Annotated in this window: 21 protein-coding genes and 1 pseudogene; 15 read left to right on the forward strand and 7 right to left on the reverse strand. The window is 54.3% G+C overall.

The genetic code is table 11. The annotated features are described in order from the left end of the window. The first annotated feature begins 155 nt into the window (after positions 1–155). The 5 genes from CRO19_RS12335 to CRO19_RS12355 are packed head-to-tail and all read left to right on the forward strand — an operon-like array spanning position 156 to position 5031. Positions 156–701, forward strand: coding sequence for a winged helix-turn-helix transcriptional regulator (locus CRO19_RS12335; RefSeq protein WP_097096059.1), 546 nt, complete (start codon positions 156–158; stop codon positions 699–701). Next, positions 698–1738, forward strand: coding sequence for an HlyD family secretion protein (locus CRO19_RS12340; RefSeq protein WP_097096060.1), 1041 nt, complete (start codon positions 698–700; stop codon positions 1736–1738). The genes CRO19_RS12335 and CRO19_RS12340 overlap by 4 nt, the downstream gene beginning before the upstream one ends. Then, positions 1735–3291 (forward strand): DHA2 family efflux MFS transporter permease subunit, encoded by a 1557-nt coding sequence (locus CRO19_RS12345; RefSeq protein WP_097096061.1) that lies wholly within the window; start codon positions 1735–1737, stop codon positions 3289–3291. The genes CRO19_RS12340 and CRO19_RS12345 overlap by 4 nt, the downstream gene beginning before the upstream one ends. 10 nt (positions 3292–3301) lie before the next feature. After that, positions 3302–4564, forward strand: coding sequence for a beta-ketoacyl-ACP synthase II (gene fabF / locus CRO19_RS12350; RefSeq protein WP_097096062.1), 1263 nt, complete (start codon positions 3302–3304; stop codon positions 4562–4564). A 44-nt stretch (positions 4565–4608) separates the two neighbouring features. Beyond that, on the forward strand, positions 4609–5031 hold the full coding sequence (locus CRO19_RS12355) for a MarR family winged helix-turn-helix transcriptional regulator (RefSeq protein ID WP_097096063.1): 423 nt from the start codon (positions 4609–4611) through the stop codon (positions 5029–5031). Here the strand turns inward: CRO19_RS12355 and CRO19_RS12360 are convergent. The 4 genes from CRO19_RS12360 to CRO19_RS12375 all read right to left on the reverse strand — a co-directional run bounded on the left by CRO19_RS12360 (position 5028) and on the right by CRO19_RS12375 (position 10853). Further along, positions 5028–5450: an ester cyclase gene (locus tag CRO19_RS12360; RefSeq protein WP_097096064.1), complete on the reverse strand. Its 423-nt coding sequence runs from the start codon at positions 5448–5450 to the stop codon at positions 5028–5030. The genes CRO19_RS12355 and CRO19_RS12360 overlap by 4 nt on opposite strands. A gap of 258 nt (positions 5451–5708) precedes the next feature. Continuing rightward, complete coding sequence (gene uxuA / locus CRO19_RS12365) at positions 5709–6773, reverse strand: mannonate dehydratase (RefSeq protein WP_097097649.1); 1065 nt, start codon at positions 6771–6773, stop codon at positions 5709–5711. A gap of 130 nt (positions 6774–6903) precedes the next feature. Further along, the gene (locus CRO19_RS12370; protein WP_097096065.1) at positions 6904–7605 is read right to left on the reverse strand and encodes a response regulator transcription factor; all 702 of its coding nucleotides are present in this window, start codon (positions 7603–7605) and stop codon (positions 6904–6906) included. Next, positions 7602–10853: a transporter substrate-binding domain-containing protein gene (locus CRO19_RS12375; RefSeq protein ID WP_097096066.1), complete on the reverse strand. Its 3252-nt coding sequence runs from the start codon at positions 10851–10853 to the stop codon at positions 7602–7604. Before CRO19_RS12375 ends, CRO19_RS12370 begins: the two co-directional genes overlap by 4 nt. A gap of 377 nt (positions 10854–11230) precedes the next feature. On the opposite strand from CRO19_RS12375, the gene CRO19_RS12380 reads away from it, so the two are divergent. After that, a complete protein-coding gene (locus CRO19_RS12380) occupies positions 11231–12178 on the forward strand; it encodes a sensor domain-containing diguanylate cyclase (RefSeq protein ID WP_097096067.1) in 948 nt (315 codons plus the stop codon). A 134-nt stretch (positions 12179–12312) separates the two neighbouring features. Beyond that, positions 12313–13130 (forward strand): annotated as a pseudogene (locus tag CRO19_RS12385) (alpha/beta fold hydrolase). Positions 13131–13174: 44 nt separating this feature from the next. Here CRO19_RS12385 and treF read toward each other — a convergent pair. Both treF and CRO19_RS12395 read right to left on the reverse strand, forming a co-directional pair. Beyond that, a complete protein-coding gene (gene treF, locus CRO19_RS12390) occupies positions 13175–14872 on the reverse strand; it encodes an alpha,alpha-trehalase TreF (protein WP_097096068.1) in 1698 nt (565 codons plus the stop codon). Positions 14873–15250: 378 nt separating this feature from the next. After that, a complete protein-coding gene (locus tag CRO19_RS12395) occupies positions 15251–16105 on the reverse strand; it encodes an SDR family oxidoreductase (RefSeq protein WP_097096069.1) in 855 nt (284 codons plus the stop codon). A gap of 101 nt (positions 16106–16206) precedes the next feature. Here CRO19_RS12395 and CRO19_RS12400 point away from each other — a divergent pair, with 101 nt between their 5' ends. Further along, positions 16207–16572, forward strand: a complete 366-nt coding sequence (locus CRO19_RS12400; RefSeq protein ID WP_097096070.1) for a winged helix-turn-helix transcriptional regulator — start codon at positions 16207–16209, stop codon at positions 16570–16572. A gap of 136 nt (positions 16573–16708) precedes the next feature. On the opposite strand, the gene yghX is transcribed toward CRO19_RS12400, so the two are convergent. Further along, positions 16709–17599 (reverse strand): YghX family hydrolase, encoded by an 891-nt coding sequence (gene yghX / locus CRO19_RS12405; RefSeq protein ID WP_097096071.1) that lies wholly within the window; start codon positions 17597–17599, stop codon positions 16709–16711. A gap of 565 nt (positions 17600–18164) precedes the next feature. Here yghX and CRO19_RS12410 point away from each other — a divergent pair. From CRO19_RS12410 to CRO19_RS12440, 7 genes are all read left to right on the forward strand, one after another. After that, positions 18165–19586 carry a cytochrome ubiquinol oxidase subunit I gene (locus tag CRO19_RS12410; protein WP_097096072.1) on the forward strand — a complete coding sequence of 474 codons (1422 nt, stop codon included), beginning with the start codon at positions 18165–18167 and terminating at the stop codon, positions 19584–19586. 1 nt (position 19587) lies between these two features. Further along, a complete protein-coding gene (gene cydB, locus CRO19_RS12415; RefSeq protein WP_097096073.1) occupies positions 19588–20592 on the forward strand; it encodes a cytochrome d ubiquinol oxidase subunit II in 1005 nt (334 codons plus the stop codon). A 1-nt stretch (position 20593) separates the two neighbouring features. Then, entirely contained in the window at positions 20594–20761 is a 168-nt protein-coding gene (locus CRO19_RS12420; RefSeq protein WP_097096074.1) for a DUF2474 domain-containing protein, read from the forward strand. A 247-nt stretch (positions 20762–21008) separates the two neighbouring features. Further along, the gene (locus CRO19_RS12425; RefSeq protein WP_097096075.1) at positions 21009–21875 is read left to right on the forward strand and encodes a helix-turn-helix domain-containing protein; all 867 of its coding nucleotides are present in this window, start codon (positions 21009–21011) and stop codon (positions 21873–21875) included. 210 nt (positions 21876–22085) lie between these two features. Further along, positions 22086–22271: a hypothetical protein gene (locus CRO19_RS12430; protein WP_320204479.1), complete on the forward strand. Its 186-nt coding sequence runs from the start codon at positions 22086–22088 to the stop codon at positions 22269–22271. A 423-nt stretch (positions 22272–22694) separates the two neighbouring features. Further along, complete coding sequence (locus CRO19_RS12435; RefSeq protein ID WP_097096077.1) at positions 22695–23477, forward strand: siderophore-interacting protein; 783 nt, start codon at positions 22695–22697, stop codon at positions 23475–23477. A gap of 91 nt (positions 23478–23568) precedes the next feature. Next, entirely contained in the window at positions 23569–24108 is a 540-nt protein-coding gene (locus CRO19_RS12440) for a PadR family transcriptional regulator (RefSeq protein ID WP_097096078.1), read from the forward strand. Positions 24109–24135 lie beyond the last annotated feature (27 nt).

The raw sequence follows: 24135 nt of genomic DNA on the forward strand, positions 1-24135 counted from the left end.
ATGGCGACCCGACAAATCCGTACCGAGTCGTTGTAGGGTGCGCATTTATGCGCACCTTTTTTATCGCTATCATAACTTTCATTATGCAAGTTACTTGCAAAATGAAAGTCACTCTGTAACAGTATCCCGCATCAGAAAGATGCGGATACCCAATCATGAAAAACCAACCCCTCTACAATATGCCGTGCCCCATCGCGCGCAGCCTGGGCCGTATTGGCGATGGCTGGAGCATGCTGATCATGCGTGATGCGCTGGCTGGCTTCACGCGTTTCGATGAGTTCCAGAAAAGCAGCGGCGTGGCACCCAACATTTTGTCGCGTCGGCTGAAAGAGCTGGTTGAAGATGGCCTGCTGCAGAAGGTGTGTTACAGCACCAGCCCCGCGCGCTATGAATATCACCTCACGCCTGCCGGACGTGATTTCCGCAGCGTGATTCTGGCGCTGGCAGAGTGGGGCAGCACCCACTTCTCGCCGGAAGGACGCCAGATACAGCTGATAGAAACCGCCACGCAGCGTCCGGTGAAGATGCAGCTGGTCGATAGCGAGAATGGTGAGCCGCTTACCCTGGACAAATATCAGATGGTACCCGGCCCGGCGGCGGTGCCGATGATGCACTATCGCCATGACTATCTGCAGAAAAAACGCGCCGGTGATAACGCCCAGAAATTTGCGCCGCCTTCGCTGACAGAGCCGCAATCATGATGCTGACGCGCAAAAAATCTGCGCTGTTGCTGGCGCTGGCGGCGGCAGGTATCGCGCTGGCCGGTTACGGTTATTACTGGTGGCACACCGCGCGCTTTATGCCTTCAACTGATGATGCCTACGTCGGCGCGGATATCAGCGCCATCTCGGCTAAAGTCTCCGGCTATATTCACACCATTGCGGTGCAGGATAACGCGCAGGTAAAGCAGGGCGATCTGCTGGTTCAGCTGGATAACCGTGATTATCTCGCGGCGGTGGAGCAGGCCTCGGGTGAAGTGGCCGCGCAGCAAGCGGCGCTGAGTGATATCGCCGCCACTCGCCAGCTGCAGCTCGCCACCATTGCCGGTGCGCACGCCTCGCTGCTGGCGGCGCAGGCGGTGACGCAAAAAACCACCTCCGATCAGCGGCGCTACACCCTGCTGGCCAGCAGTGCGGCGGTGTCGCAGCAGATCCGCGATCATGCGCAGGCCGATTACCATCAGGCGATTGCCGAAGAGAGCAAAACCCGCGCCGATAAAACGGTAGCGGAGCGACAGCTTCAGGTGTTAGACGCGCGTGAACTGCAGGCGAAAGCGGCATTGACCAAAGCACAGGCCGGGCTGGCGATGGCGAAGCTCAATCTTGAGTACACCGAAATTCGTGCGCCTTTTGCGGGTGTGGTGGGCAACCGTCGCGCGTGGTCCGGTTCGTTCGTCAGCAGCGGCACGCAGCTGCTGTCGCTGGTGCCGTCGCACGGCTTATGGATCGACGCTAATTTCAAAGAGAGCCAGCTGGCGAACATGCAGCCGGGACAGGCGGCGCACATCGTTGCCGATGTGTTACCAGGCCGGACCTTTAGCGGCCACGTTGCCAGCTTATCCCCGGCAACCGGTTCACGCTTCAGTATCCTGCCCGCAGAAAATGCTACCGGCAACTTCACCAAAATTGTCCAGCGCGTGCCGGTGCGCATCATGCTGGAGGGCGATGATGCGGCGCTCGGCCTGCTGCGTCCCGGCTTGTCGGTGACGGTCACGGTGGATGAGAGAAGCGCGCGATGAGCAGCGTCGCCGCACCGCTGGTGGCGCCGGCGCAAATGCCGGTGAGCAAGAAAATAGTGGCTTTCGCCACGCTGTGCATCGGCATGTTTATCGCGCTGCTGGATATCCAGATCGTGTCGGCGTCGCTACGTGATATCGGTGGCGGTTTGTCGGCCGGCGATGATGAAACCGTGTGGGTGCAGACCAGTTATCTGATCGCGGAGATCATCATCATTCCGCTCTCCGGCTGGCTGGCGAGCGTGATGTCAACGCGCTGGCTGTTTGCCACTTCGGCCTGCGGATTCACCATCATGAGTCTGCTGTGCGGTTGGGCATGGAACATTCAAAGCATGATTGCCTTCCGCGCGCTGCAGGGATTAGCCGGCGGTTCGATGATTCCGCTGGTGTTCACTTCCGCGTTTGCCTTTTTTCAGGGCAAGCAGCGGGTGATTGCGGCGGCCACGGTGGGCGCGCTGGCCTCCCTGGCGCCGACGCTAGGGCCGACGGTGGGCGGCTGGATTACCGACAACTACAGCTGGCACTGGCTGTTTTTCATCAACATCATTCCCGGCATTTACATTACTGTTGCCGTGCCGCTGCTGGTGAAAATCGACGCGCCGAATCGTGAACTGCTGCGTGGCGCCGATTACTTCAGCATTGTGCTGCTAGCGGCGTCGCTCGGCTGTCTGGAATACACGCTGGAAGAGGGGCCGCGCTGGGGCTGGTTTGACGATAGCACCATCGCGACCACTGGTTGGATCGCACTGGTATGCGGCGTGTTTTTTATTGTTCGTACGCTGCATCACGCCAGACCCATCATGGATTTACGCGCGCTGAAAGATCCTGGTTTTAGCCTCGGCTGTTACTTCTCATTTATGGCCGGTGTCGGCATCTTCGCCACCATTTATCTCACGCCGCTGTTTCTCAGCCAGGTGCGAGGGTTCAGCGCGCTGGAGATCGGGATGGCGATCTTCTCTACCGGTATTTTTCAGATCCTGTCGATCCCACTGTATGCCTGGCTGGCGAATCGCGTCGATCTGCGCATTCTACTGGCGTTTGGCCTGATGAGTTTTGGCGTGTCGATGTACTTTTTTGTGCCGATCACCCACGACTGGGGCGCCAAAGAGCTGCTGTTTCCGCAGGCGTTTCGCGGCATGGCGCAGCAGTTTGCCGTGGCGCCTACGGTAACGCTGACTTTGGGTAGCCTGCCCCCGGCGCGACTAAAATTAGCTTCAGGGCTGTTTAATCTGATGCGCAACCTCGGTGGCGCTATCGGTATCGCGCTGTGTGGCACGGTGCTCAACGATCGTACCAATCTGCACTTCAGCCGTCTGGCTGACCATCTCAACTCTGCCAGCCTGACGTTGGGTGACTATCTGCAATCACGCACGCTGGCGCTCATCGGCAGCGGCCTGAGTTCGGATGCGGCGCACACTGCGGCGCTGCAATCGCTGGCGCAGTTGACGCTCCGCGAGGCGCGCACGCAGGCATTTTCAGACGCATTCTGGCTGATTATGGTCGGATTTTGTATCGCCGCGCTGCTGGTTCCTTTTATGAAAAAGCCTGCGGCTTAAGGAGTTATCAATGAAACGTATTGTTATTACTGGCATGGGGCTGGTCTCGCCACTGGGTTGCGGCACGGAGGCGGTGTGGCAGTCGCTGCTGGCGGGAAAATCCGGCATCAGCGCGCTGCCGCCGGAGATGGTGCAGGATATCGCCTGTAAAGTAGCGGGCCAGGTGCCGACGCCAGAGCAGGATGCGCAGCACGGTTTTAACCCCGACGGCATTATCGCCGCCAAAGATCGCAAGAAGATGGATCGCTTTATCGAGTTCGCGCTGGTGGCTGCCCATGAAGCGCTGGCGCAGGCCAACTGGTCGCCGCAGGATGTGGCACAGCAGCAGCGTACTGCCACGGTGATCGCCACCGGCATCGGCGGCTTTAACGAAATCGCCAACGCGGTAGAAACCACCGCAGCGCGTGGACCTCGCCGTCTGTCGCCGTTCACCATTCCTTCGTTTCTCGCCAACCTGGCGGCGGGACACGTCTCGATTGCGCACGGTTTTCGCGGACCGATTGGTGCCCCGGTGACCGCCTGTGCGGCGGGGGCGCAGGCGATTGGCGATGCGGCGCGACTGATTCGCAGCGGCGAGGCGGATATTGCGCTGTGTGGCGGTACCGAAGCGGCGATTCATCGCGTCAGCCTGGCCGGTTTTGCCGCCGCAAAGGCGATGTCGGGCGGCTTTAACGATCGTCCGCAGCAGGCTTCGCGTCCGTTCGATCGCGACCGCGATGGCTTTGTGATGGGCGAGGGCGCCGGGTTACTGGTGATTGAATCGCTGGAGCATGCGCAGGCGCGCGGCGCTACGCCGCTGGCCGAGCTGGTGGGCTACGGCACCAGCGCCGATGCTTATCATCTCACCGCCGGCCCGGAAAATGGTGAAGGCGCGCGCCGGGCGATGGAAACTGCGCTGGCGCAGGCGGGCATTGCGGCTGCGGAGGTACAGCACATTAATGCGCATGCCACCTCGACGCCGGTGGGCGATAAAGGCGAGCTGGCGGCAATCCGTTCGCTCTTCGCGGGAAGCAAAGTGGCGATCACCTCAACCAAATCCGCTACCGGACATCTGCTGGGAGCGGCGGGTGGCGTGGAGGCGATCTTCTCCATTCTGGCGCTACGCGACCAGATTGCGCCGCCCACGCTGAACCTGCAAAATCCGGATGAGGCGGCGGCCGGGCTCAATCTGGTGGCGCTCACCGCGCAGCCAACGGCGATGACCTATGCGCTATCGAATGGGTTTGGCTTCGGTGGGGTTAATGCCAGTTTGTTGTTTAAAGCCTGGCGATAGATTTCCTATAATGGGGCAACGATAGCGTGCAGGAATGGCCCCCTTTGACTCCGAAATCCGAAACTCAGCAGCTGGCGGAAGAGCTCCGTCAGCTTGTCAGCCACTTCGTGCGTAACGTGCGGGTTGGTACTGCGACCGTGCGCACCTCGCAGTATGAAACCTTAGACTTGCTCGAAAGCCATCAGTCGCTCTCCATCGCCGAGCTCGCGCGGCTGCGCGGCGTGAAGCATCAAAGTATGCGGTTGGTGATTAACGAGCTGGAGTCGCAAGGTTTGGTACTGCGGCAAAAAAGCGCGCAGGACGCGCGAGCGCAGGTGATTGTGTTGAGGGATTGCGCACGCGCACACCTGGTCACGGCACGCGAACAGCGCACGGAGTGGATTGCGGCGCGCATTAACGCCAGCCTTGAGCAATCCGATCGTGACGATCTGCAGAAAGGCCTGGCTGCATTGCGCAAGCTGCTTTAAACCGACGGGCTGGCGCTACGCAGGTGATTGATCACCGCCGCCAGCGTGTTCATCCCCCAATGTTCAACGTATTGTCCGTTTTCAATGCGTACCATATCGATCACGGCGATCGTCACGGCTAAACCGGTGGGCGCAATGCCCATCAGCGATCCGCTGTGAACGCCGCCAATGCTTTTGCGCGTAGTGACCCAATCGCGCTCGGCGATTTGCTCCTCAATATTCACCTGTAAATTGGAGAGCGCGGGGCGCAGGATCCGATCGAAGGTGTGCCACAAACTTTCGCGATCGTTGGGTGCGCCCGCGGGTGCTGAGCGGTTAACGAAGTGTGCGGCGACGAGCCGATCAAAGGCCTGACGATCCCCCTCGGCGATCACTTGTTGGTTAAAGCGACGCACAACGGCTTTGTTCTGTTCAGACATGGTGATTCTCCGCAATATATACAGTTTAACTGTATATATTTAACGGCAAACGAGGAGCAGGGATTTGTTAAGTTGTGCTTTATACGGAGTTTGCTGCATTCTGATGCCCTAACCCCAGCCCTCTCCCACAGGGAGAGGGAGCAGAAAGAGCCATTTTCCGTGAAAGAGAGGGAGTGAGATAATGTTCGATGGGGCGCGATCGGTTCCCTCTCCCGCGGGCGGGAGAGGGTTAGGGTGAGGGAAAAAAACGCACCAAACTCAACGCTTACCCAGCGCTTCCCACAGCCCCAGCAGGTAGGTAGTACCCAGCGCGCGATCGTACAAACCATAGCCCGGACGACCGGTTTCGCCCCAGATAAAGCGACCATGATCCGAGCGGATGTAGCCATCGAAGCCGTTGTCGTACATCGATTGCAGCACTTTATACATATCCAGCGAGCCGTACTCCGTTGGGTGCGCGCACTCGTAGAAATCTTTGTCCTGAATAATTTTGATGTTACGCACGTGGGCAAAGGGAATGCGCCTGCGGCGGGAGAACTCGGCCAGAATGGCGTACACGTCATTGCTGGGATCTTCCGCAATCGATCCGGTACAAAGCGTGATGCCGTTAGCTTCGGAATCCACCACGTTACAGATCCAGTCAAGATCGTCGCGATTTTTCACCACGCGCGGCAGGCCAAAGATCGAATACGGCGGATCGTCCGGATGGATCGCCATCTTCACGCCCACCTCTTCACACACCGGGATCACCGCCTTGAGGAAGTAGGCGAGGTTTTCACGCAGCTTTGCGTCATCCACATCTTTGTATTGGGCAAACAGATCCTGCACTTTTGCCAGACGTTCGGGTTCCCAGCCGGGCAGGGCGAAACCATTCGCATTGCCGAGCACTTCCTGCACCACTTCATCAAGGCTCTTATCAATGCCTTTCTTCTCGAAAGCCATGGTGAGCGAGCCGTCGGGCAAAACATAGTTCATGTCGGTCTTCATCCAGTCGAACACCGGCATGAAGTTGTAGCAGATCACCTTAACGCCCGCGTTGGCCAGATTGCGGATGCTCTGCTGGTAATTTTCAATGTAGCGATCGCGGCTGGGCAGGCCGATTTTAATGTCGTCATGAATATTGACGCTTTCGATCACTTCCACCGTCAGACCGGCGGCGTGCACCTGCTCAACCAGCGCATTAATCTTTTCGACAGGCCAGGTTTCACCCACCGGCACGTCATAGAGCGCGCCAACCACGCCACGTACGCCCGGCACCTGGCGAATATATTCCAGCGAAACTTTATCTTCTTTCGGACCAAACCAACGCATTGTCAGCTGCATAATGTCATCCACCGTCATCGTGTCTGTGATGACTGATAAACTACCATTCTAGTAAACATGCTGACAACACGGCACCAACAATAAGCCTTGATCCGCGTCACAGAACACAATTTATCCGCCAGGTTCGGCCTTAATGGTGCAGCACGCCGCTGAAGTGATCCTTGTATTTGAATAATTCCAGATCGGATCGCAGCCCCAGTTTGCGCAGCGCAGTCTGCTTTTGCCCGCTGATGGTTTTGCGGCTGCGCGCATATTTCACCGCGATCTGCGTGATGCTCAAGCCATCAAGATAGCAGCGGATCACTTCGATCTCGCGTGGGCTGAGATCGCGCAGCAGCAGTTTGAGCTCATCACCCAGTTCGCGTGGCATTAAGTAGTCATGCATCTCCCGATCGCTTTCCTGGAACTTATCCATCTCCAGCAACATCTCTGAGGTGAGAAAACGCTTGTTGCGGCACACCTGATGAATAGCAGTCACTAATACTTCCTGCTCTTCGCTCTTACCGATAAAACCGTGTACACCCGCTTTTAACAGCAGCTGGACAATGGCCGGTTTCTCCATCGACGAGGAGACCAGAATTTTCAAATCGGGATAGCGCAGGCGAAGCTGTTTCACCATCTGCAAGCCGTCGAGATCCTCTTCGCCCAGCATGTAATCGAGTACCAGCACATCCACCGAATTCTGCTGCAGGAAACTCATCAGCTGCTGACGCTGGGCAAAAGTACCCACCAGCTCCAGCTCGGGTTCCTGTGCCAGGCGATACTGAATCGCTTTGCCAATCAGCGGATGGTCATCTAATACGGCGACCTGCCAAATCGCAGTTTCTTTCATGGTTTCACCTCATCAATGTGGTTTTTTTCTAGTGTATGTAGGAACAGTTCTTCCAGCTGCGCCACGGCAGCGATAACCGCTGGCAATTGCTGCTGCAGCAGCGCATGATCTTCTTCCTCAGCCGCTTGCTCGGCAGCGAGGCTGCTGTGTTGTAACGCTTCGGCATGCAGTAGCTTGGCGCTGCCGAGCAATTGGTGTGCGGCGTGGCGTGCGCTGGCAAAATTCGCTTCTTCCGTCGCCAGCTTTAGCTGCGCAAGATCGCGCGCGTTCTGCTGCTGGGCGGTGGTCACCAAATCGTGCCAGGCTTGCGGATCGTTGGCCGCAAGGTTTTCCAGCGTGAGTAATGTGTCAGGGCGTGAATGAGTCGGTGCTGCTCCCGTCACCACTTTCAGCAGCTGCGTGCTTTCCAGCGGTTTAAACAGGCAACCATTCATCCCCGCCTGAATGGCGAGCTGGGCAACGCGCTCTTCCGCCATGGCCGTGAGGCCATAAATGGGGACGATGCGGCGATTAAGGCGCTTCTCTTCTATACGGAGCTGACGGGTAAACTCGAAGCCGTCCATGCCGGGCATGTTGCAGTCGGTGATTACGCGATCGATTTCATGCTCACGCCATAATGTCAGCGCCGCTTCACCGCCATCCGCGACTAAAACGTGATGCCCGGCGTAACGCAGCTGCTGTGCCAACAGCAGCTGGTTGGTGGCGTTATCATCAACAATCAGCATGCGCAGTGATACGTGGGCAATGTCATCTACCTGCTCAGGCTCAACCTCTGCTTCAAACAGCGTGCTGGGCTGAGCGCTGAAGCGCAGCATAAATACGCTGCCTACTCCAGGCTCACTCTCTACGTGCAGCTCCGCTTCCAGCATCGCCGCCAGACGGCGGCAAATATTGAGCCCAAGTCCGGTACCGCTGACGCGGTTAGTGCCTTGATCAACCTGAATAAAGGGATCGAAAATAGCCTGCTGTTGTTCGGGCGTTAAACCCGAGCCGCTGTCACACACTTCCAGCACATAGTCGGGTTTACTGGTATCCGCTTGATACAGTACGACTTCCACTGCGCCGCTGGTGGTGAATTTGATGGCATTACTCACCAGATTCGACAAGATTTGCTTTAAAGCGACCGGATCAAACATCACACAATCCTGGTCAATTTCGAGTATCACATTCAGCGCTATGCCTTTATTGAGTGCCACCTGGTGGAATAGCGCTTCGGTGTCGTGAATCACATCGCTGAGCGACATCGTCATCGGGCGAATACTGAAATGGCCGGATTCGATTTTCGCCAGATCAAGGATGTCGCCAACCAGCGAAAGCAGTGAACGCGAGGATTGCCACGCCAGATCGATATTCTTCTGCCGCTGCTGCTGATCGCTCTGCCCCAAATGCTCGATTTCCAGCAGGCCAATCAGCGCCGCCAGCGGCGTGCGGATTTCGTGGCTCATGTGGGAGAGGAAGGTACTTTTCGCCTCGCTGGAACGTAACGCTGCCCGCTTGGCTTTGTGCACATCCTCCAGCAGTGTCTCGATGTAGTGCAGCTGCTGGCCCATCTCCTCTTCATGCTTGCGTTGCTTCGCGAGTGAGGATTTCAACAGATGGTTACGCCACAGGAAGAACAGCAAAAACAGGCCAGCGCCTATGCCGAAACGCAGCATATAACTGCGATAGCTCTGCCATGAGGTGCTGGTGGCGGGCGGCGTGTACTTAATCCAGCGTTCCATCAGCGATTGGATGGTGGGCTGCGGAATATCTGACAGCGCTTTATTCAGGATTGAAATGAGATGTTTATCCGCAACATTGGCGGCCATTGCCATGCGAAACATCGGTAATGGGGCGACAAACGCCACTTTGAAACGGTCATTGAAGTGATTATTGAGTAAAAACTGTGCCGATTCATAAGGCACGATAAAACCGTCTACCTGCTTATCCTGCAGCTGCCCGAGAAAATCAATCGAGACGGCATTTTCAACAAAATCTACCTCCGGCCAGCTACGACGAAGGTCGTTACGATAATAAACGCGTTCATACAGACCCACGCGTTTGCCTGCCATCTCATCCAGGCTGTGCCATTTACTCTCTTTTCGCGTGACGACCACCCAGGGTGAATAGATATATGAGCGCGAATAGCGGATATGTTTATTTTGTTGCGAAGCCGCGTCGCTCACCGCCAATAGCGAATGAGGCTGCTTGACCAGCGCATCACGCATCCTGTTTAAGCCATGCGTCGCCTGGTATTGAAAATGAATTCCCGTGCGTTGAGAGATGAGATTGAGCAGCTCTACGCTCAATCCCACCACGCGCTGTTTGGCATCGACAAAAGTAAAAGGGAGGTGCGAGGGATCGTAAAATACGGTGATATCGCGATGCTGCTCCAGCCATTTAGCCTCTTCATCACTGAGATCGAGGGGATGATTTTTCACTACCGAGCGATAATCCAGGCCCCAGGCCTCGGCGATTTGCACGGCGTTACGCAGTGGGATATTGGCGAGAATCTCATTAATGGCGGTGATAAGCGGATGATTGTCAGCGCGGGTGGCAAAACGGGCATCAACGTCATTGGTGTAGGGCGTGTCGTGTGACTCAATAATATTTTGCAGGCCGCGTTGCGATAAGTAACGCTGCGTGGCGGTATTGCTCCAAAACACCGTGTTGTTGCTCAATGCTGTTTCGGTGTACGCCCATAAATGCGGTGAAGCGGGCACTAAATAGGCCTTTGGATAACGCTGATGTAATAAGTTTTTGAGTGCGGTATCGCCGAAAAACATGAGTCGGTAATTAGCGTCTTTCAATTCCCGATCAAATTTTGCCTGACGACGACTAATTAACACGCTCTGTGCCAGCGAATAGGGGATGCTCAGTTCGAGGTGTGTGTCCTGGTTGGCTGCCTGGGTGTAATAGGGAGTGAGATCAATCTCGCCGGCTCGCAGCGCATCCACCATTTGCTGACGGGTGTCATATAACGTGATCTTCACCGGCAGGTTCATGGTTTTAGCGATGATGGCCAGGTAGTCAGCCGATAAGCCTTCGTAAGTTCCTTTTTCAAATTCAACCATATAGGGCGGAATGGCATTGTTCCATACGCCAACGCGCAGCACGGGATGACGCGACAGCCAGCGTTGGCTCGATGGGCTCAGCGACACTTCAGGAGAGACGAGTCCGTAACGTGGCGTGAAAGTTAATGGGGCAGCGCTCCAGGCTGAGAGACAGAGGCTCCACAGAACGATCATGCTTAGAATACGTATTACCACGACTCATCTCTTCCTTTTCGCTAACGGCGTCATGCACTGCCAGCGTGGCTGTGCAACTTTCTGGCGCAATCTTGACGCGCCCAATGACATCTCACAGCGGCACGCTGTTAAGCAGGAATTAAATGGCAGCTGAGAAAATTCTGGTAAATGACGGCTGAATGGGGCTATCGAATCGCCATTGGCGGGTAGCGGATGTGAGTGGATTTTACTAAAAGCTGGCGCTTAAATTAGTGAAGTTCGCTGTTTTTGCCGGTTACATTCGACGTTACTCCTGAGGTTGCTGCAATTTACCGCTACTAATCGGCTTTTCATTTGTTTTATTTACAGAAACTTCCTGGCAGGCAAAATAGCGCTTATTTCCTCGCCTTCAGCCAACCATGTCAGAAGAAGCGCTGCGTCAGCAGATCCAGATCCTGAAAAAGCACAATGCGCGCTTAAAGCGTATAGCGCATGACGCGCGTAATAAGTTAAGTGCTGCGCTGGATGGTACCGGGCTTTGCTTGTGGCAGCTGGATATTCCGAGCGGTAAGTTAGTGATTTTCAACCGCCGCTGGGGCGCCATGCTCGGTTTTCAGCCAAAAGAAACCAAAGCCCAGTTTGATGTGTGGCGTGAATGCCTGCATCCCGACGATGCCGACGACGTGCTGAAAGCCTTTTACGATCATATTGAGGGCCGCGCGCCTTACTACGAAGCGCTGCATCGCATGCTCGGTAAGAACGACAACATCAAGTGGGTGCTGGATCGCGGGCGCGTGACCGAATGGGATGATCAAGGTAATCCTATCAAGGTGACCGGTACGCACATTGATATGACCAAAGAGAAAGAGTACGAAGCGCAGCTCTCCTCGCTGGCGCATCACGATCCGCTTACTGGCCTTACCAATCGCCATGCGCTGCCCAGCCATTTTAATCAGATGAAAGCAAAGGGGCCGCTGTGCGTGGCGTTTGTCGATCTGGATAATTTTAAGCACGTCAACGATACGCTGGGTCATCGCAGCGGCGATGAAGTGTTAATTCAGCTCAGCCAGCGCATCAGCGCCGTGGTGCTGCCCAACGTGGTGATTGGACGCTTGGGCGGCGATGAGTTTGTGCTACTGATCCCTTTCCTTATCGATTATCCCAAAGTGCGCATTATGCTGCAGGCGGTGCTGGATGCCGCGCTACTGCCGTTTGATGTTGATAACGGGCATGCACAAATTGGCGCATCAATAGGCATCGCCCAGGTACAGGAGCTCGACCGTTTTGAGGATGCGCTAACCCGCGCCGACGAAGCGATGTATCAGATTAAGAAAAACGGCAAGCAAGGATTTGGCTTAGCGGGTTAACGCTGCCGAAAAAAAACGCCCACCTCTCTCCCATCCGCCGCCATGGCGCCTAAACTTGCTTACAGTAAACCGCCCGTCGTTCGATGTAGTTTTATTGGCAGACACACGACATCACTCACTAACGGAGCAAACGAATGAGTTCATTTAAGACGAAAGATGGCGTTAATCTTTATTTTAAAGATTGGGGTAAGGGCCAGCCGGTGCTGTTTAGTCACGGCTGGCCGCTGGATGCTGATATGTGGGACAGCCAGCTAAATTTTCTCGCCGAACGTGGCTATCGCGTGATTGCTTTTGACCGTCGCGGCTTCGGTCGCTCGATCAACCGTGGGAGGGTTATAACTACGATACCTTTGCCGATGATATTCACGGCCTGATTGAACATCTGCAGTTAGATGATGTGACGCTGGTGGGCTTTTCAATGGGCGGTGGCGATGTATCACGCTATATCGGCCGCTACGGCACGGCGAAGGTGAAAAGTTTAGTGCTGTTGGGGGCGGTAACGCCGATCTTTGGCAAAACGGCCGATCATCCAGAAGGCGTTGAGCAATCGGTATTTGACGGCATTAAAGATGGCTTACGCAAAGATCGTGCGCAATTTATTAAAGAGTTCGCAACGCCGTTCTATGGCATTAACGCGGGGCAAACGGTTTCTGACGGCGTGCTGACGCAAACTCTGAACATTGCGCTACTGGCATCGCTGAAAGGCACCATCGATTGCGTGACGGCGTTTTCTGAGACCGATTTCCGCGCAGATATTGCCAAAGTGGATGTGCCGACGCTGGTGATTCACGGCAGCAATGACCAGGTTGTGCCGTTCGAAGCCACCGGCAAACTGGTCCATGAGATGATTAAAGGATCGGAGCTTAAGGTTTACGAGAATGGTCCACATGGTTTTGCGGTGACGCATCAGGATCGGTTGAATGCGGATCTGCTGGCGTTTTTGCAGAAGTAATTGATGTTAAAAGGTCGCCATGAATGGCGACCCTACAGCGTTTATCAATCCGCCAGCAAATGCCCGTACATTGTCATCAGCCTGCGGGTGACACCGTTGGTCCAGCCGAAGCCATCCTGCAACGGATACTCACCGCCGCCACCCGGACGGGCGCGATCGCCACTGATGTCGTATTTTTCCACCAGCTTATGATGCAGCGAATAGAAATTATTCACCGTATTCAGCCAGTTGACGGCAATTTCTGTCGCCAGCGTCTCTTCACCGTAGTGATTCAAACCGACAACGGCCATCCACTGCAGCGGAGCCCAGGCATTGGGTTTATCCCACTGCTCGCCGCTTTCCACCATGGATGTTAACAAGCCACCTTGCGTGAGCAGCAACTGACGCAGCGCCACCGCCTGCAAATGCGCCTGTTCCGGCGAAGCGAGGCCGAGGAACAGCGGCACAACCGCCGCGGCGGTGAAGGCGCCGAAACGCTCGCGGCGCCAGTCGTAATCACGGTAAACCCCGGCGGTGTTATCCCACAGGTAACGGTGAATCGCCTGCTTGCGGCCATCGGCCTTTTTCTGCCATGCCAGCGCCGTCAGCTCTTCGCCTTTGGCATGCGACAGCGTTGAAATCATCAGTTCCAGTTTGTAGAGGAACGCGTTGAGATCGATCGGAATAAATTGTGTGGTGCGAATACTCGCCAGGCGCTGCGGATCGCGCAGCCAGCGTGAGGAGTAATCCCAACCCGAAGCCGCCCCGGCACGCAGATCGCGATAAACTTCGTTCGCTGGGCGGCTCGATTTTTTCGCGGTCTCGATATCTTCTAGCCACGACTCGTCTCGCGGCGTATCACGATCGTCCCAGTAACGATTTAGCAGCGAACCGTCGGGCATGCGCACCACATGGCGATAAGCCTGATGCGGCATCAGCTCGCCCGCGCCGTCCATCCAGAACTGGTACTCCTTCATCAGCTGATCGAGGTAGCGTTTCGCGCCGCGAATACCATCTTCTTCGAACAGCTCAACCATCAGCGCAAACACCGGCGGCTGCGAGCGGCTGAGATAGTAAGTACGGTTGCCGTTTGGCACGTGGCCGTAATTATCAATCAGCCAGGCAAAGTTATCCGCCATGTGGCGCAGCAAATCGTCGCGCCCCGCATCAGCAAGGCCCAGCATGCTGAAGTAAGAGTCCCAATAATAGGTTTCCCCGAAACGGCCACCGGGCACCACGTAAGGTTTCGGTAATGGCAGTAACGATGAGTGTGCTAAATGCTGCTGTGGCATTTTGGTTAACACGGGCCACAGGTCGTCAATATGTTCCGTTAAGGTTTTATCCGGATTAGAAACATAAAAGCTCTCATTCACCTGCGGTGAATAAAAATGTTCGTGCACAAAACTTTCAAGATCAAAATCCGCTGCGCGTTTACGGCGACGGAAGCGAATTAAAATATCCAGCGGATCGAATTTGGGTGCGCAGTCTGGAAACGTTTTGCTGTCGGCAAATATGTGCGAGGTTTGCACCTGCTCAAACAGCTCCATGTAGCGATCGGCAGGCGTCAGCGCATCCGGCGCGGGCAGACCTTCGATCAGCTCGGGTTCTGGCTCCGAATCTTGCACACCTTCACGAACAAATTCATGAGGATTATATTGATACTCCAGTTCAGCATCTGCGCGTCGATCCTCGAAAGCGTTATATTGCTGTTGGTTAGTATTAATAGCAGCCTCCTGGTAAAGTCTTGAATGCGTAAAGGACAAATTATAGAGGTTTGAGAGGGCTAAACAACAATGCGATTTATCTATGAACGTAATAAATCATGTCGATGGATAGCCTGTTTTTATGAATTTTGAGCGATTACAACGGGCTATATTTCAGGAAATGAAAGCAGTGCTTGAGATGGATGTTTAAATAGCTGCCCAGAATTATCTGTAATTAAGAAAATCGCTAAAATAAGACTAAAAAAGAGCGAGATGGCTTGATCAATTTATGGCAAACGCAGCGGGAGCTGAGCGGTTTTCCCCTCACCTTAACCCTCTCCCGCCGGCGGGAGAGGGAATGTTCAGCGGCTGAGACGAACTCGATCGGCTCCCTCGCCTGCGTGCGGGAGAGGGCTGGGGTGAGGGACCAAGCGCACCTTACTTCTTCAGCGCTGCCTTAATCACATCCGCGTACGGCGTGGTTGGGCGGCCAATCAGTTTACTCAACGTATGGCTATCATCGAACAATCCACCTTTTTCGGCTCCGGCATCTGAATCTGCCAGCATCTCAGACAGTCCATCCGGCAAACCGGCACCTTTCAGCGCCGCGGCGAACTCCGCCTGCGGCAGGTTGATGTATTCAACCTTTTCACCCGACTGTTTAGCGATTTCGGCACTGAATTGCGCCAGCGTATAACTGTCGTCACCGGCCAGCTCATACACTTTGCCAGCCTGATCGTCACGGCTGATCACTTCTGCCGCCGCAGCTGCATAATCGCTACGCGCCGCCGATGAGATGCGACCTTCACCAGCTGCGCCAATAAAGGCGTGTTGTGCCAGGGCGGGCGCAATGCTCGCCGCATAGTTCTCGGTATACCAGCCGTTGCGCAGCAGCGCGTAGGGAACGCCAGAGGCTTTCAAATCCGCTTCCGTTGCACGATGCTCAATGCCTAATCCTAATGGGGTGGTGTCGGCGTGCAGCAGGCTGGTGTAAGCAATTAAACTAACGCCTGCGGCTTTCGCGGCGTCGATCACCGCCTTGTGCTGGGCAACGCGCTGGCCGACTTCACTTGAGGAGATCAGCAGCACTTTATCTATGCCAGCAAAGGCGCTCTGTAGCGTTTCCGGTTTGCTGTAATCCGCCGCACGCAGCGTGACGCCCAGCGCTTTGAGATCCGCCGCTTTCTCGGGTGAACGCACCGCCGCAATCACGTCGCTGGCCGGCACTTTTTTCAGTAATTCGGTAATGACCAAACGGCCCAGTTGGCCAGTGGCACCTGTAATCGCAATCATGATGTTCTCCTTCAGTTTGAGCTGGTTTACAAACAGCCTACGAGATAAACTAACTTTTAGTAAGTACTTACAGATTTGTTAGTTTGGCGGAGATGGTTTAAGTGTCTGAAAAGATGAGTGATAAATTTACCCGTGGCGAGTTGCTTAATGTCAATTGCCCGTCACGCGAGGTGCTCAAGCGTATCACCAGCCGCTGGAGCGTACTGATATTATTAGCGCTGCGCGAAGAAACGCTGCGATTTAGCGAACTGCGCCGCAAGATTGGTGGCGTGAGTGAACGTATGCTGGCGCAGACGCTGCGCTATATGGAAGAAGATGGTTTTGTCGAGCGTATTGCTTATGAAGTGGTGCCGCCGCATGTGGAGTATCGTCTGACGTCTTTAGGGCATGAAGTGGAAGGGCAGGTGGTTGGGCTGGCGGATTGGTTAGAGAGCAACGTGCATCGCATTTTGAAGCCTGCGCATTAATCGGGTCGCCATAAATGGCGTAATGCCGACCAGTTAAGCAAAAAAATATCTTTTTATGCAGGTGCGCATGAATGCGCACCCTACAAAAAACCGGCTGTATCCGCGTAGGGTCGCCATTCATGGCACTCTTACGGCATCAGGCGTGCAAATACTTCTCAAACCAGCCCAGCGTGCGGCTCCAGGCCAACTCGGCGGCGGCTTTGTCGTAGCGCGGCGTCGAATCATTATGAAAACCGTGATTCACGCCGGGATAAACATAGCCTTCAAAGATTTTGTGGTTCGCCTTCAGCGCTTCTTCATAGGCGGGCCAGCCTTCGTTGATCCCTTTATCCAGCGCCGCATAGTGCAGTAGCAACGGAGCTTTGATACGCGGCACGTCCTCGGCTTTGGGCTGACGTCCATAAAATGGCACGGCGCAGGCTAAGTCGGGAAACGCCACCGCCGCCGCATTGGCAACGCCGCCGCCGTAGCAGAAACCGGTAATGCCCACTTTGCCGGTGCCTGCTTCGTGGTGCATCAGAAAATCTACCGCAGCAAAGAAATCATTCATCAGTTTGGTGGGGTCGACTTTGGCCTGCATGGTTTTACCTTCGTCATCGTTACCCGGATAACCCCCCAGCGAACTTAAGCCATCTGGCGCCAGCGCAATATAACCCGCTTTCGCCACGCGCCTTGCCACATCTTCGATATAAGGATTCAGGCCACGGTTCTCATGCACGACCACTACGGCGGGCACTTTGCCTGTAGCGTTTGCCGGACGCACCAGATAACCGCGTACCTCGCCGTGACCCTGCGGTGACGGATAGTGAATGTATTCGGGTTTGATCGCCGGATCGGTAAATTCAACCTGCTGCGCCAGCGCATAGTTGGGGCTCATTGCGCTCAACAACGTGGCACCCGTCATCCCGGCAATGGTGAATTTTGCCGCCAGAGAAATAAATTCGCGTTTGCTGATCTTGCCATGAGCGTAGTAATCGTAAAGTTCGAGCAATTCCTGAGGGAAATCCTGTGCAGTAAGACGGGTCATAACCACTCCTTCGCGGATTAACGGGTTGATTGCTGCTTTAAAAAAGCACAGCTCGTCCCCGCAGGCAAATGTTATGACTCAATGGGTTAACCACTACCGATTAACCTCATGTGGAAAATATTCAGCAGGAATATATCCATTTGCTCTAAAAATATTATCTTTTAATTAACATTTTAGATCCGTTGCGCCTGTCCGGAAATATTTACAGCTGAAATCGCCCTGGGAAAAATAATCGATCTATTCTCCGCACTAAAAAATAAATAAATGAAGTATTTACCTGATAAGTGCAGCGGCAATTACCTGAAAATAATAACAATATTGTCACAATGAATGAGGGTGATTAACCTTAACGTAGTGATTTTAAAGTATTAGTTTCCAAGGAAAACAATGATCGAAATCAAAAAACACTGTTATAGTTTTACCGACTTCCACTGTTTATTTTCGTTCGCACGGCTTCCTTTTACATTGGTGCGACATTTCTTTAAGCAAGGCGAAATATTGCGTTGCGATCTGCTTGTTAAATATAAGTAAAAATTCGGTGTAATTTGTGGCAATGAGGTAAGCAATGTTTGGATTAGATGCCTTTCATCTGGCAAGGATACAGTTCGCCTTTACTGTTTCCTTCCATATTATCTTCCCAGCCATCACCATCGGTCTCGCCAGTTTCCTGGCGGTGCTCGAAGGAATGTGGCTGAAAACCCGTAACGAGACCTATCGCGATCTCTACCATTTCTGGTCGAAAGCGTTTGCCGTTAACTTCGGTATGGGCGTGGTATCCGGTCTGGTGATGGCGTACCAGTTTGGTACCAACTGGAGTGGTTTCTCGCAGTTCGCAGGCAGTATTACCGGCCCGCTGCTCACCTATGAAGTGTTGACCGCCTTCTTCCTTGAAGCGGGCTTCCTCGGTGTGATGCTGTTTGGCTGGAACCGCGTCGGCCCTGGCTTGCACTTCTTTGCAACCTGCATGGTGGCGCTCGGCACCATCTTCTCCACCTTCTGGATCCTCGCCTCGAACAGCTGGATGCATACGCCGCAGGGCTACATCATTCAGAACGGCATTGTGGTACCGGAAGATTGGCTGAAAATCATCTTCAACCCCTCATTCCCTTACCGCTTGTTCCATATGTCGGTGGGTGCCTTCCTTGCCAGCGCCTTCTTTGTTGGTGCATCGGGCGCGTGGCATCTGCTGCGCGGCAATGACAATCCAGCGATTCGTAAGATGTTCTCCATGGCGCTGTGGATGGCACTGATTGTCGCGCCGATTCAGGCGATGATTGGTGACGCGCATGGTTTGAATACCCTTGAGCATCAGCCAGCGAAAATCGCTGCGATTGAAGGCCACTGGGAAAATAAACCGGGTGAAGCCTCGCCGCTGATTCTATTTGGCGTGCCGGATATGGATCAGGAGCGCACGAAGTATGCGGTTGAGATTCCGTATCTCGGCAGCCTGATTCTGACGCACAGCCTGGATAAGCAGATTCCTGCGCTGAAGAGCTTCCCGAAAGAGGATCGCCCTAACTCAACCATCATCTTCTGGTCATTCCGCGTGATGGTGGCGCTGGGCTTGCTGATGATTACGTTGGGCGTGGTCAGCCTGTGGCTGCGTTTCAAAGGTCGCTTGTATCATTCGCGTCCATTCTTATGGTTCACGCTGCTGATGGGGCCATCGGGTTTGATCGCCATTCTGGCCGGTTGGTTCACTACCGAAATTGGGCGTCAGCCGTGGGTGGTGTATGGCGTACAGCGCACCATTGATGCGGTTTCCGCGCATGGCGATATGCACATGAGCATCAGCCTGCTGGCATTCATTCTGGTTTACTCGTCGGTATTTGGCGTGGGCTACCTCTACATGATGCGTCTGATCAAAGAGGGTCCGGTGACCGGTGAAGGTAAAGAGGTTGATCACGGTGGTCCGGGTCAGCATCACACGCCAGCGCGTCCGCTGTCGGCGGCGAAAACCCATAGCGAAAAGAGTGGGGAGCACTAAGATGATCGACTTTTCAATTATCTGGTTTGCCATCATCGTCTTTGGCACCTTGATGTACATCGTCATGGATGGCTTCGATCTGGGTATCGGGCTGCTGCTGCCGTTCAATAAAGATCCTGTTGAACGCGACATGATGGTGAACACCGTTGCGCCGGTTTGGGATGGTAACGAAACCTGGCTGGTACTGGGCGGCGCGGCGCTGTATGGCGCGTTCCCGCTGGCGTATTCGGTGCTGCTGGATGCGCTGTCGATTCCGTTAACGGCGATGCTGATTGGCCTGATCTTCCGTGGTGTTGCTTTTGAGTTCCGCTTCAAAGCCACGTTGGAACACCGTGCGTTCTGGGATAAATCATTCATTGCCGGTTCACTGCTAGCGACCTTCAGCCAGGGCGTTGCGGTTGGCGCGATCCTGAATGGTTTCCCGGTGGTTGGCCGCGAATATGCGGGCTCAGCAATGAGCTGGCTGGCGCCGTTCCCGCTGTTCTGTGGCGTTGGTCTGGTCATCGCCTATGCGCTGCTGGGCTGTACCTGGCTCATCATGAAAACCGAACACGACTTGCACCGTAAAATGTCGGCGCTGGCCACGCCGTTGACGTTGACGCTGCTGCTGGTGGTGGGAATTATCAGCATCTGGACGCCGCTGACGCACGCCGATATCGCGCAGCGCTGGTTCACGCGTCCTAACCTGTTCTGGTTCCTGCCGGTTCCGGTGCTGGTGGTGCTGTGTTCGTGGGGGATTGTGCGTGCGATTAAACGCGAAGCGCATTACTCGCCGTTCATTCTAACGCTGGCGCTGATTTTCCTTGGCTTCTCGGGCCTTGGCATCAGCATCTGGCCGAACATCATTCCACCTTCTATCACTATCTGGCAGGCCGCTTCTCCGGCGAGTAGCCAGGCGTTTATGTTGGTGGGTGGCTTGCTGATTATTCCGGTAATTCTGGGTTACACCTTCTGGAGTTACTACGTGTTCCGCGGAAAAATCAAAGCCGACGAAGGATACCATTGATATGCAAACCGAGGTCAGCAACATGAAAACTCACTCAGAAACGAAGATTCCGTGGTGGAAACAGTTGATGTGGCTGGTGATCATTTACGGCGCAAGCGTGCTGGCACTGGGTGTAGTGGCATCACTGTTTCGTATGATGATGACGGCAGCGGGCATGCGCTCGCACTGAGTTATCTGCACTGAGGTGCGCATAAATGCGCACCCTACTAACACAGGTCTGCTTTGTCGAAAGGTCGCCATTCATGGCGACCTTTTCTATTTCCACGCAGAGAAAAACGTTAGTCACCTAAGCAATTAATGCTTTTCCCGCTTCGGTACGTTTACTCTTCCTTACGTTAGTAATACGTTTTTGTTATATTTATGTGACGAATAACGCAAATTCATTACGTTAACTACTTCATTCGATTATCAAAACCATGCTCAGCCTGAATCTAAAAAAACAGTACATCAATGATCTGGTGGACTGGATCGAGGCGAATCTGACTGACGAACTCAACGTCGATCTGATTACCCTAAAATCCGGTTACTCCAAATGGCACATGCAGCGCATGTTCAAAGAGATGACCGGACAAACGCTGGCGTCTTACACGCGCAAACGTCGTTTAACGATGGCGGCGATGGCGCTGCGTCTGACCAGCATGCCGCTGATCGATATTGCGGTGCGCTTTGGCTTTGATAATCAGCAGAATTTTACCCGAGTGTTTAAAAGTCATTTTTCAATGACGCCAGGTGCCTATCGCCGCATCCCGGATATGCTGATGAAGGATTTCCACAGCCGCATCTCAACTCAGCGTGAGTGGGTTAATGCGCATCTGGTGGAGAAGCCGGAGCTGCAGCTGTGTGGCGAGGTGATTGAGTGGGAGTGCCGTTTTGGCGAATACATCGATCACCACAATCATATTGTGGCGCAACACACGCGCGATTTTATTGCCTTTGCGGGTCAGCACGTGAACCGTGGCTGGCTGGGGTTCCAGTTTAGTCCCGGCGTGAATTCGGCCGACCAGCAGCATATTAGCCTGTTCCAGGCGCTGGAGAGTCAGTATGCCGATGTACTTCCACGTAATGTGCAGAACTGGACCGGTGAAAAGGGCTTGTATGCGGAAATAAACTGGCACGGCGCGCCGGAAGAGATCAACGCCTTTACCGCCGAGATCTATTACAACCATCTGCCAGCGCTGGGCGTGGCGCGACGGGCGGGCAAAGATTTACTCAAACTGGATCTGAAATACAGCACGCCCGATCTGCTGCAAGGGACGTTCTATATTCCTGTAGCGGTTAACTAATGCATAATTCGTGCGGTAAACCGTGACAAACCGCACGATTTTATAAACTCATCGCCCTGATTGGCGTAAAATTCTTCATCGAAACCTGATTGGCCGCGTAAATCACCAGCCGCCACGCATCAGGCTGGATAATCACCTGCATTTCTGGTCCATTCCGGACCGCTATAGTGAACAGATAAAAAAATTATGCGACTTCTACCGTTGTTCCTTATGACAGCGCTTGTAGCGTTTTCTTCGCTGGCAAGTGCACAGATGGCCGAGCCTTTTTCACCGCCGGGTGGCCTGCATCCGCATCAACCGCGTTGTGCACAGCATGAAATTCTGGGCGACAATGTGTTGCCGAACCATACCCAGGATGAGGGTAGCTTCGTCACCTGCGGTAACCATCAGGCTTAATACCCTTATAATTCCGGTCCAGACCGTCGCAACCTGTGCACGGTCTCGGCATTAATCCTTATCTCTGCATTGCGCAATAAATTGCGCCGCTACCAATCCTTAATGCTCGTTACTTAAGCGTGACTCGGTCACCATGAATGGCGACCCTACGTGGATATCGCCGGATTTTTGTAGGGTGCGCATTCATGCGCACCTGCATAAACAGGCATTTTTTGCTTAAGTGAGCGGTATTACGCTAACTTCCTGCCTTAAATTTGCTCCGCATCCCCGATCGCACTTCACCGTAGCGGCGTGATTCATCGCGCTATTTTGACCTTTTGATTCTCCCAATAGCATTTTTCGGCATTGCATCGAAGATATATCATAACTATTCTGACGCCATCAGATGAGAATGACTTTCACTATCTTTTAGGGAGACAACGCTTGCAAACTACCCCTTCCGCACGCGTACCGCGTCGCGTACGTAATGAATTGCGTTTCCGTCACATCACTGTGGTGAGCAAAACGCTGATTGCCGGTGCATTCTGGCGCATTGTGTTCAACGGCAACGATCTGGCAGGCTTCAATTCGCCGTCGTTTGACGATCACATCAAAGTATTCTTCCCGGAAAAAACCGGCGCTGAACTGGCGCTACCGAAGATGACGGATGACGGTATTGTCTGGCCGGGCGGGGTACGTCCTGCCGCGCGTGATTACACGCCGCTGGAATTTAACGGCATCGATTCACTGACCATCGATTTCTACATCCACGAGGGCGGCGTGGCCAGCAGTTGGGCTAATGAAGCCAAACCGGGCGATCAAATTGCCATGGGCGGTCCGCGCGGTTCGCTTATCGTGCCCGTCGATTATGCCTGCCAGATTTACGTTTGTGATGAAACCGGCCTGCCCGCGTTTAAGCGTCGCTACGCTGAGATGCAGGCGCAGGCGATCCATCTGCTGGCGTATGTCGATGAAGCGACCGGCCGCGATTATCTTGGCGAGTTGCCGAAAGTGCAGGTGAACTGGCTTGGCAGCGGTACTATGCAGGCGGATAACCTGGCCCCGCTAACTGCACGCTTAGAAAGCATTGCGCTGCCCGCTGACGACTACTTCATCTGGCTAACGGGCGAAGGTGAGGCGGTGAAATTGCTGAGCGATTACTTTACTCAAGGACGCGGTGCGCACACCGATTACGTGCGCGCTGTGGCCTACTGGCATCAGAAATAATTCCCGACTGGGCCGCCCGCTGCCGCCTGTGTTGAATTTTGCCATGCGGCAGACTACTATCAACCTCCCTTAATTGACGCTCAGGAAGGCAATGAAACAGCAGCGGGATTTTCCATGGCAGTCCGACCACGCACAGCGGACCATCTGTGCAGGCGCACGTAAGAAGCGTCGGGAGCGGATGCTGGATGCCAGCGATATCCGACTGTTAATGCTGCACTTTTTGGCGAACGGCTCTGCGCACGGCTATGAGCTGATCAAATCGGTTGAAGAACTCTCCAAAGGGGAATATTCCCCTAGCCCCGGTATCATTTATCCCAATCTCACCTTGCTTGAAGAGATGGACGCGATTCGCGTGGTCGATGCGCAGGCATCACGTAAAGCCTATGCGCTGAATGAGAGCGGGGCGGCACTGTTGGCGGAGAATCGTGACAGTGTGGAAGCGATTATTGAGCGCTTAACCTCGCTGGCGATTCTGGTGAATAACCGCAATATTCCGCAGGTTGAGCAGGCGATTCACCTGATAAAACACACGCTGAATCACCGCCTGGCGCAGGAAGATATTTCGGCTGAGGCGCTGGAGAGGGTGATCAGCGCGCTGCACGACGCGGCGGAGAAAATCGCCAAAAGTTAGCAGATCGCCCGTAGGGTCGCCATTCAT

Source organism: Candidatus Pantoea floridensis, from assembly GCF_900215435.1.
GTDB classification, from domain to species: domain Bacteria; phylum Pseudomonadota; class Gammaproteobacteria; order Enterobacterales; family Enterobacteriaceae; genus Pantoea; species Pantoea floridensis.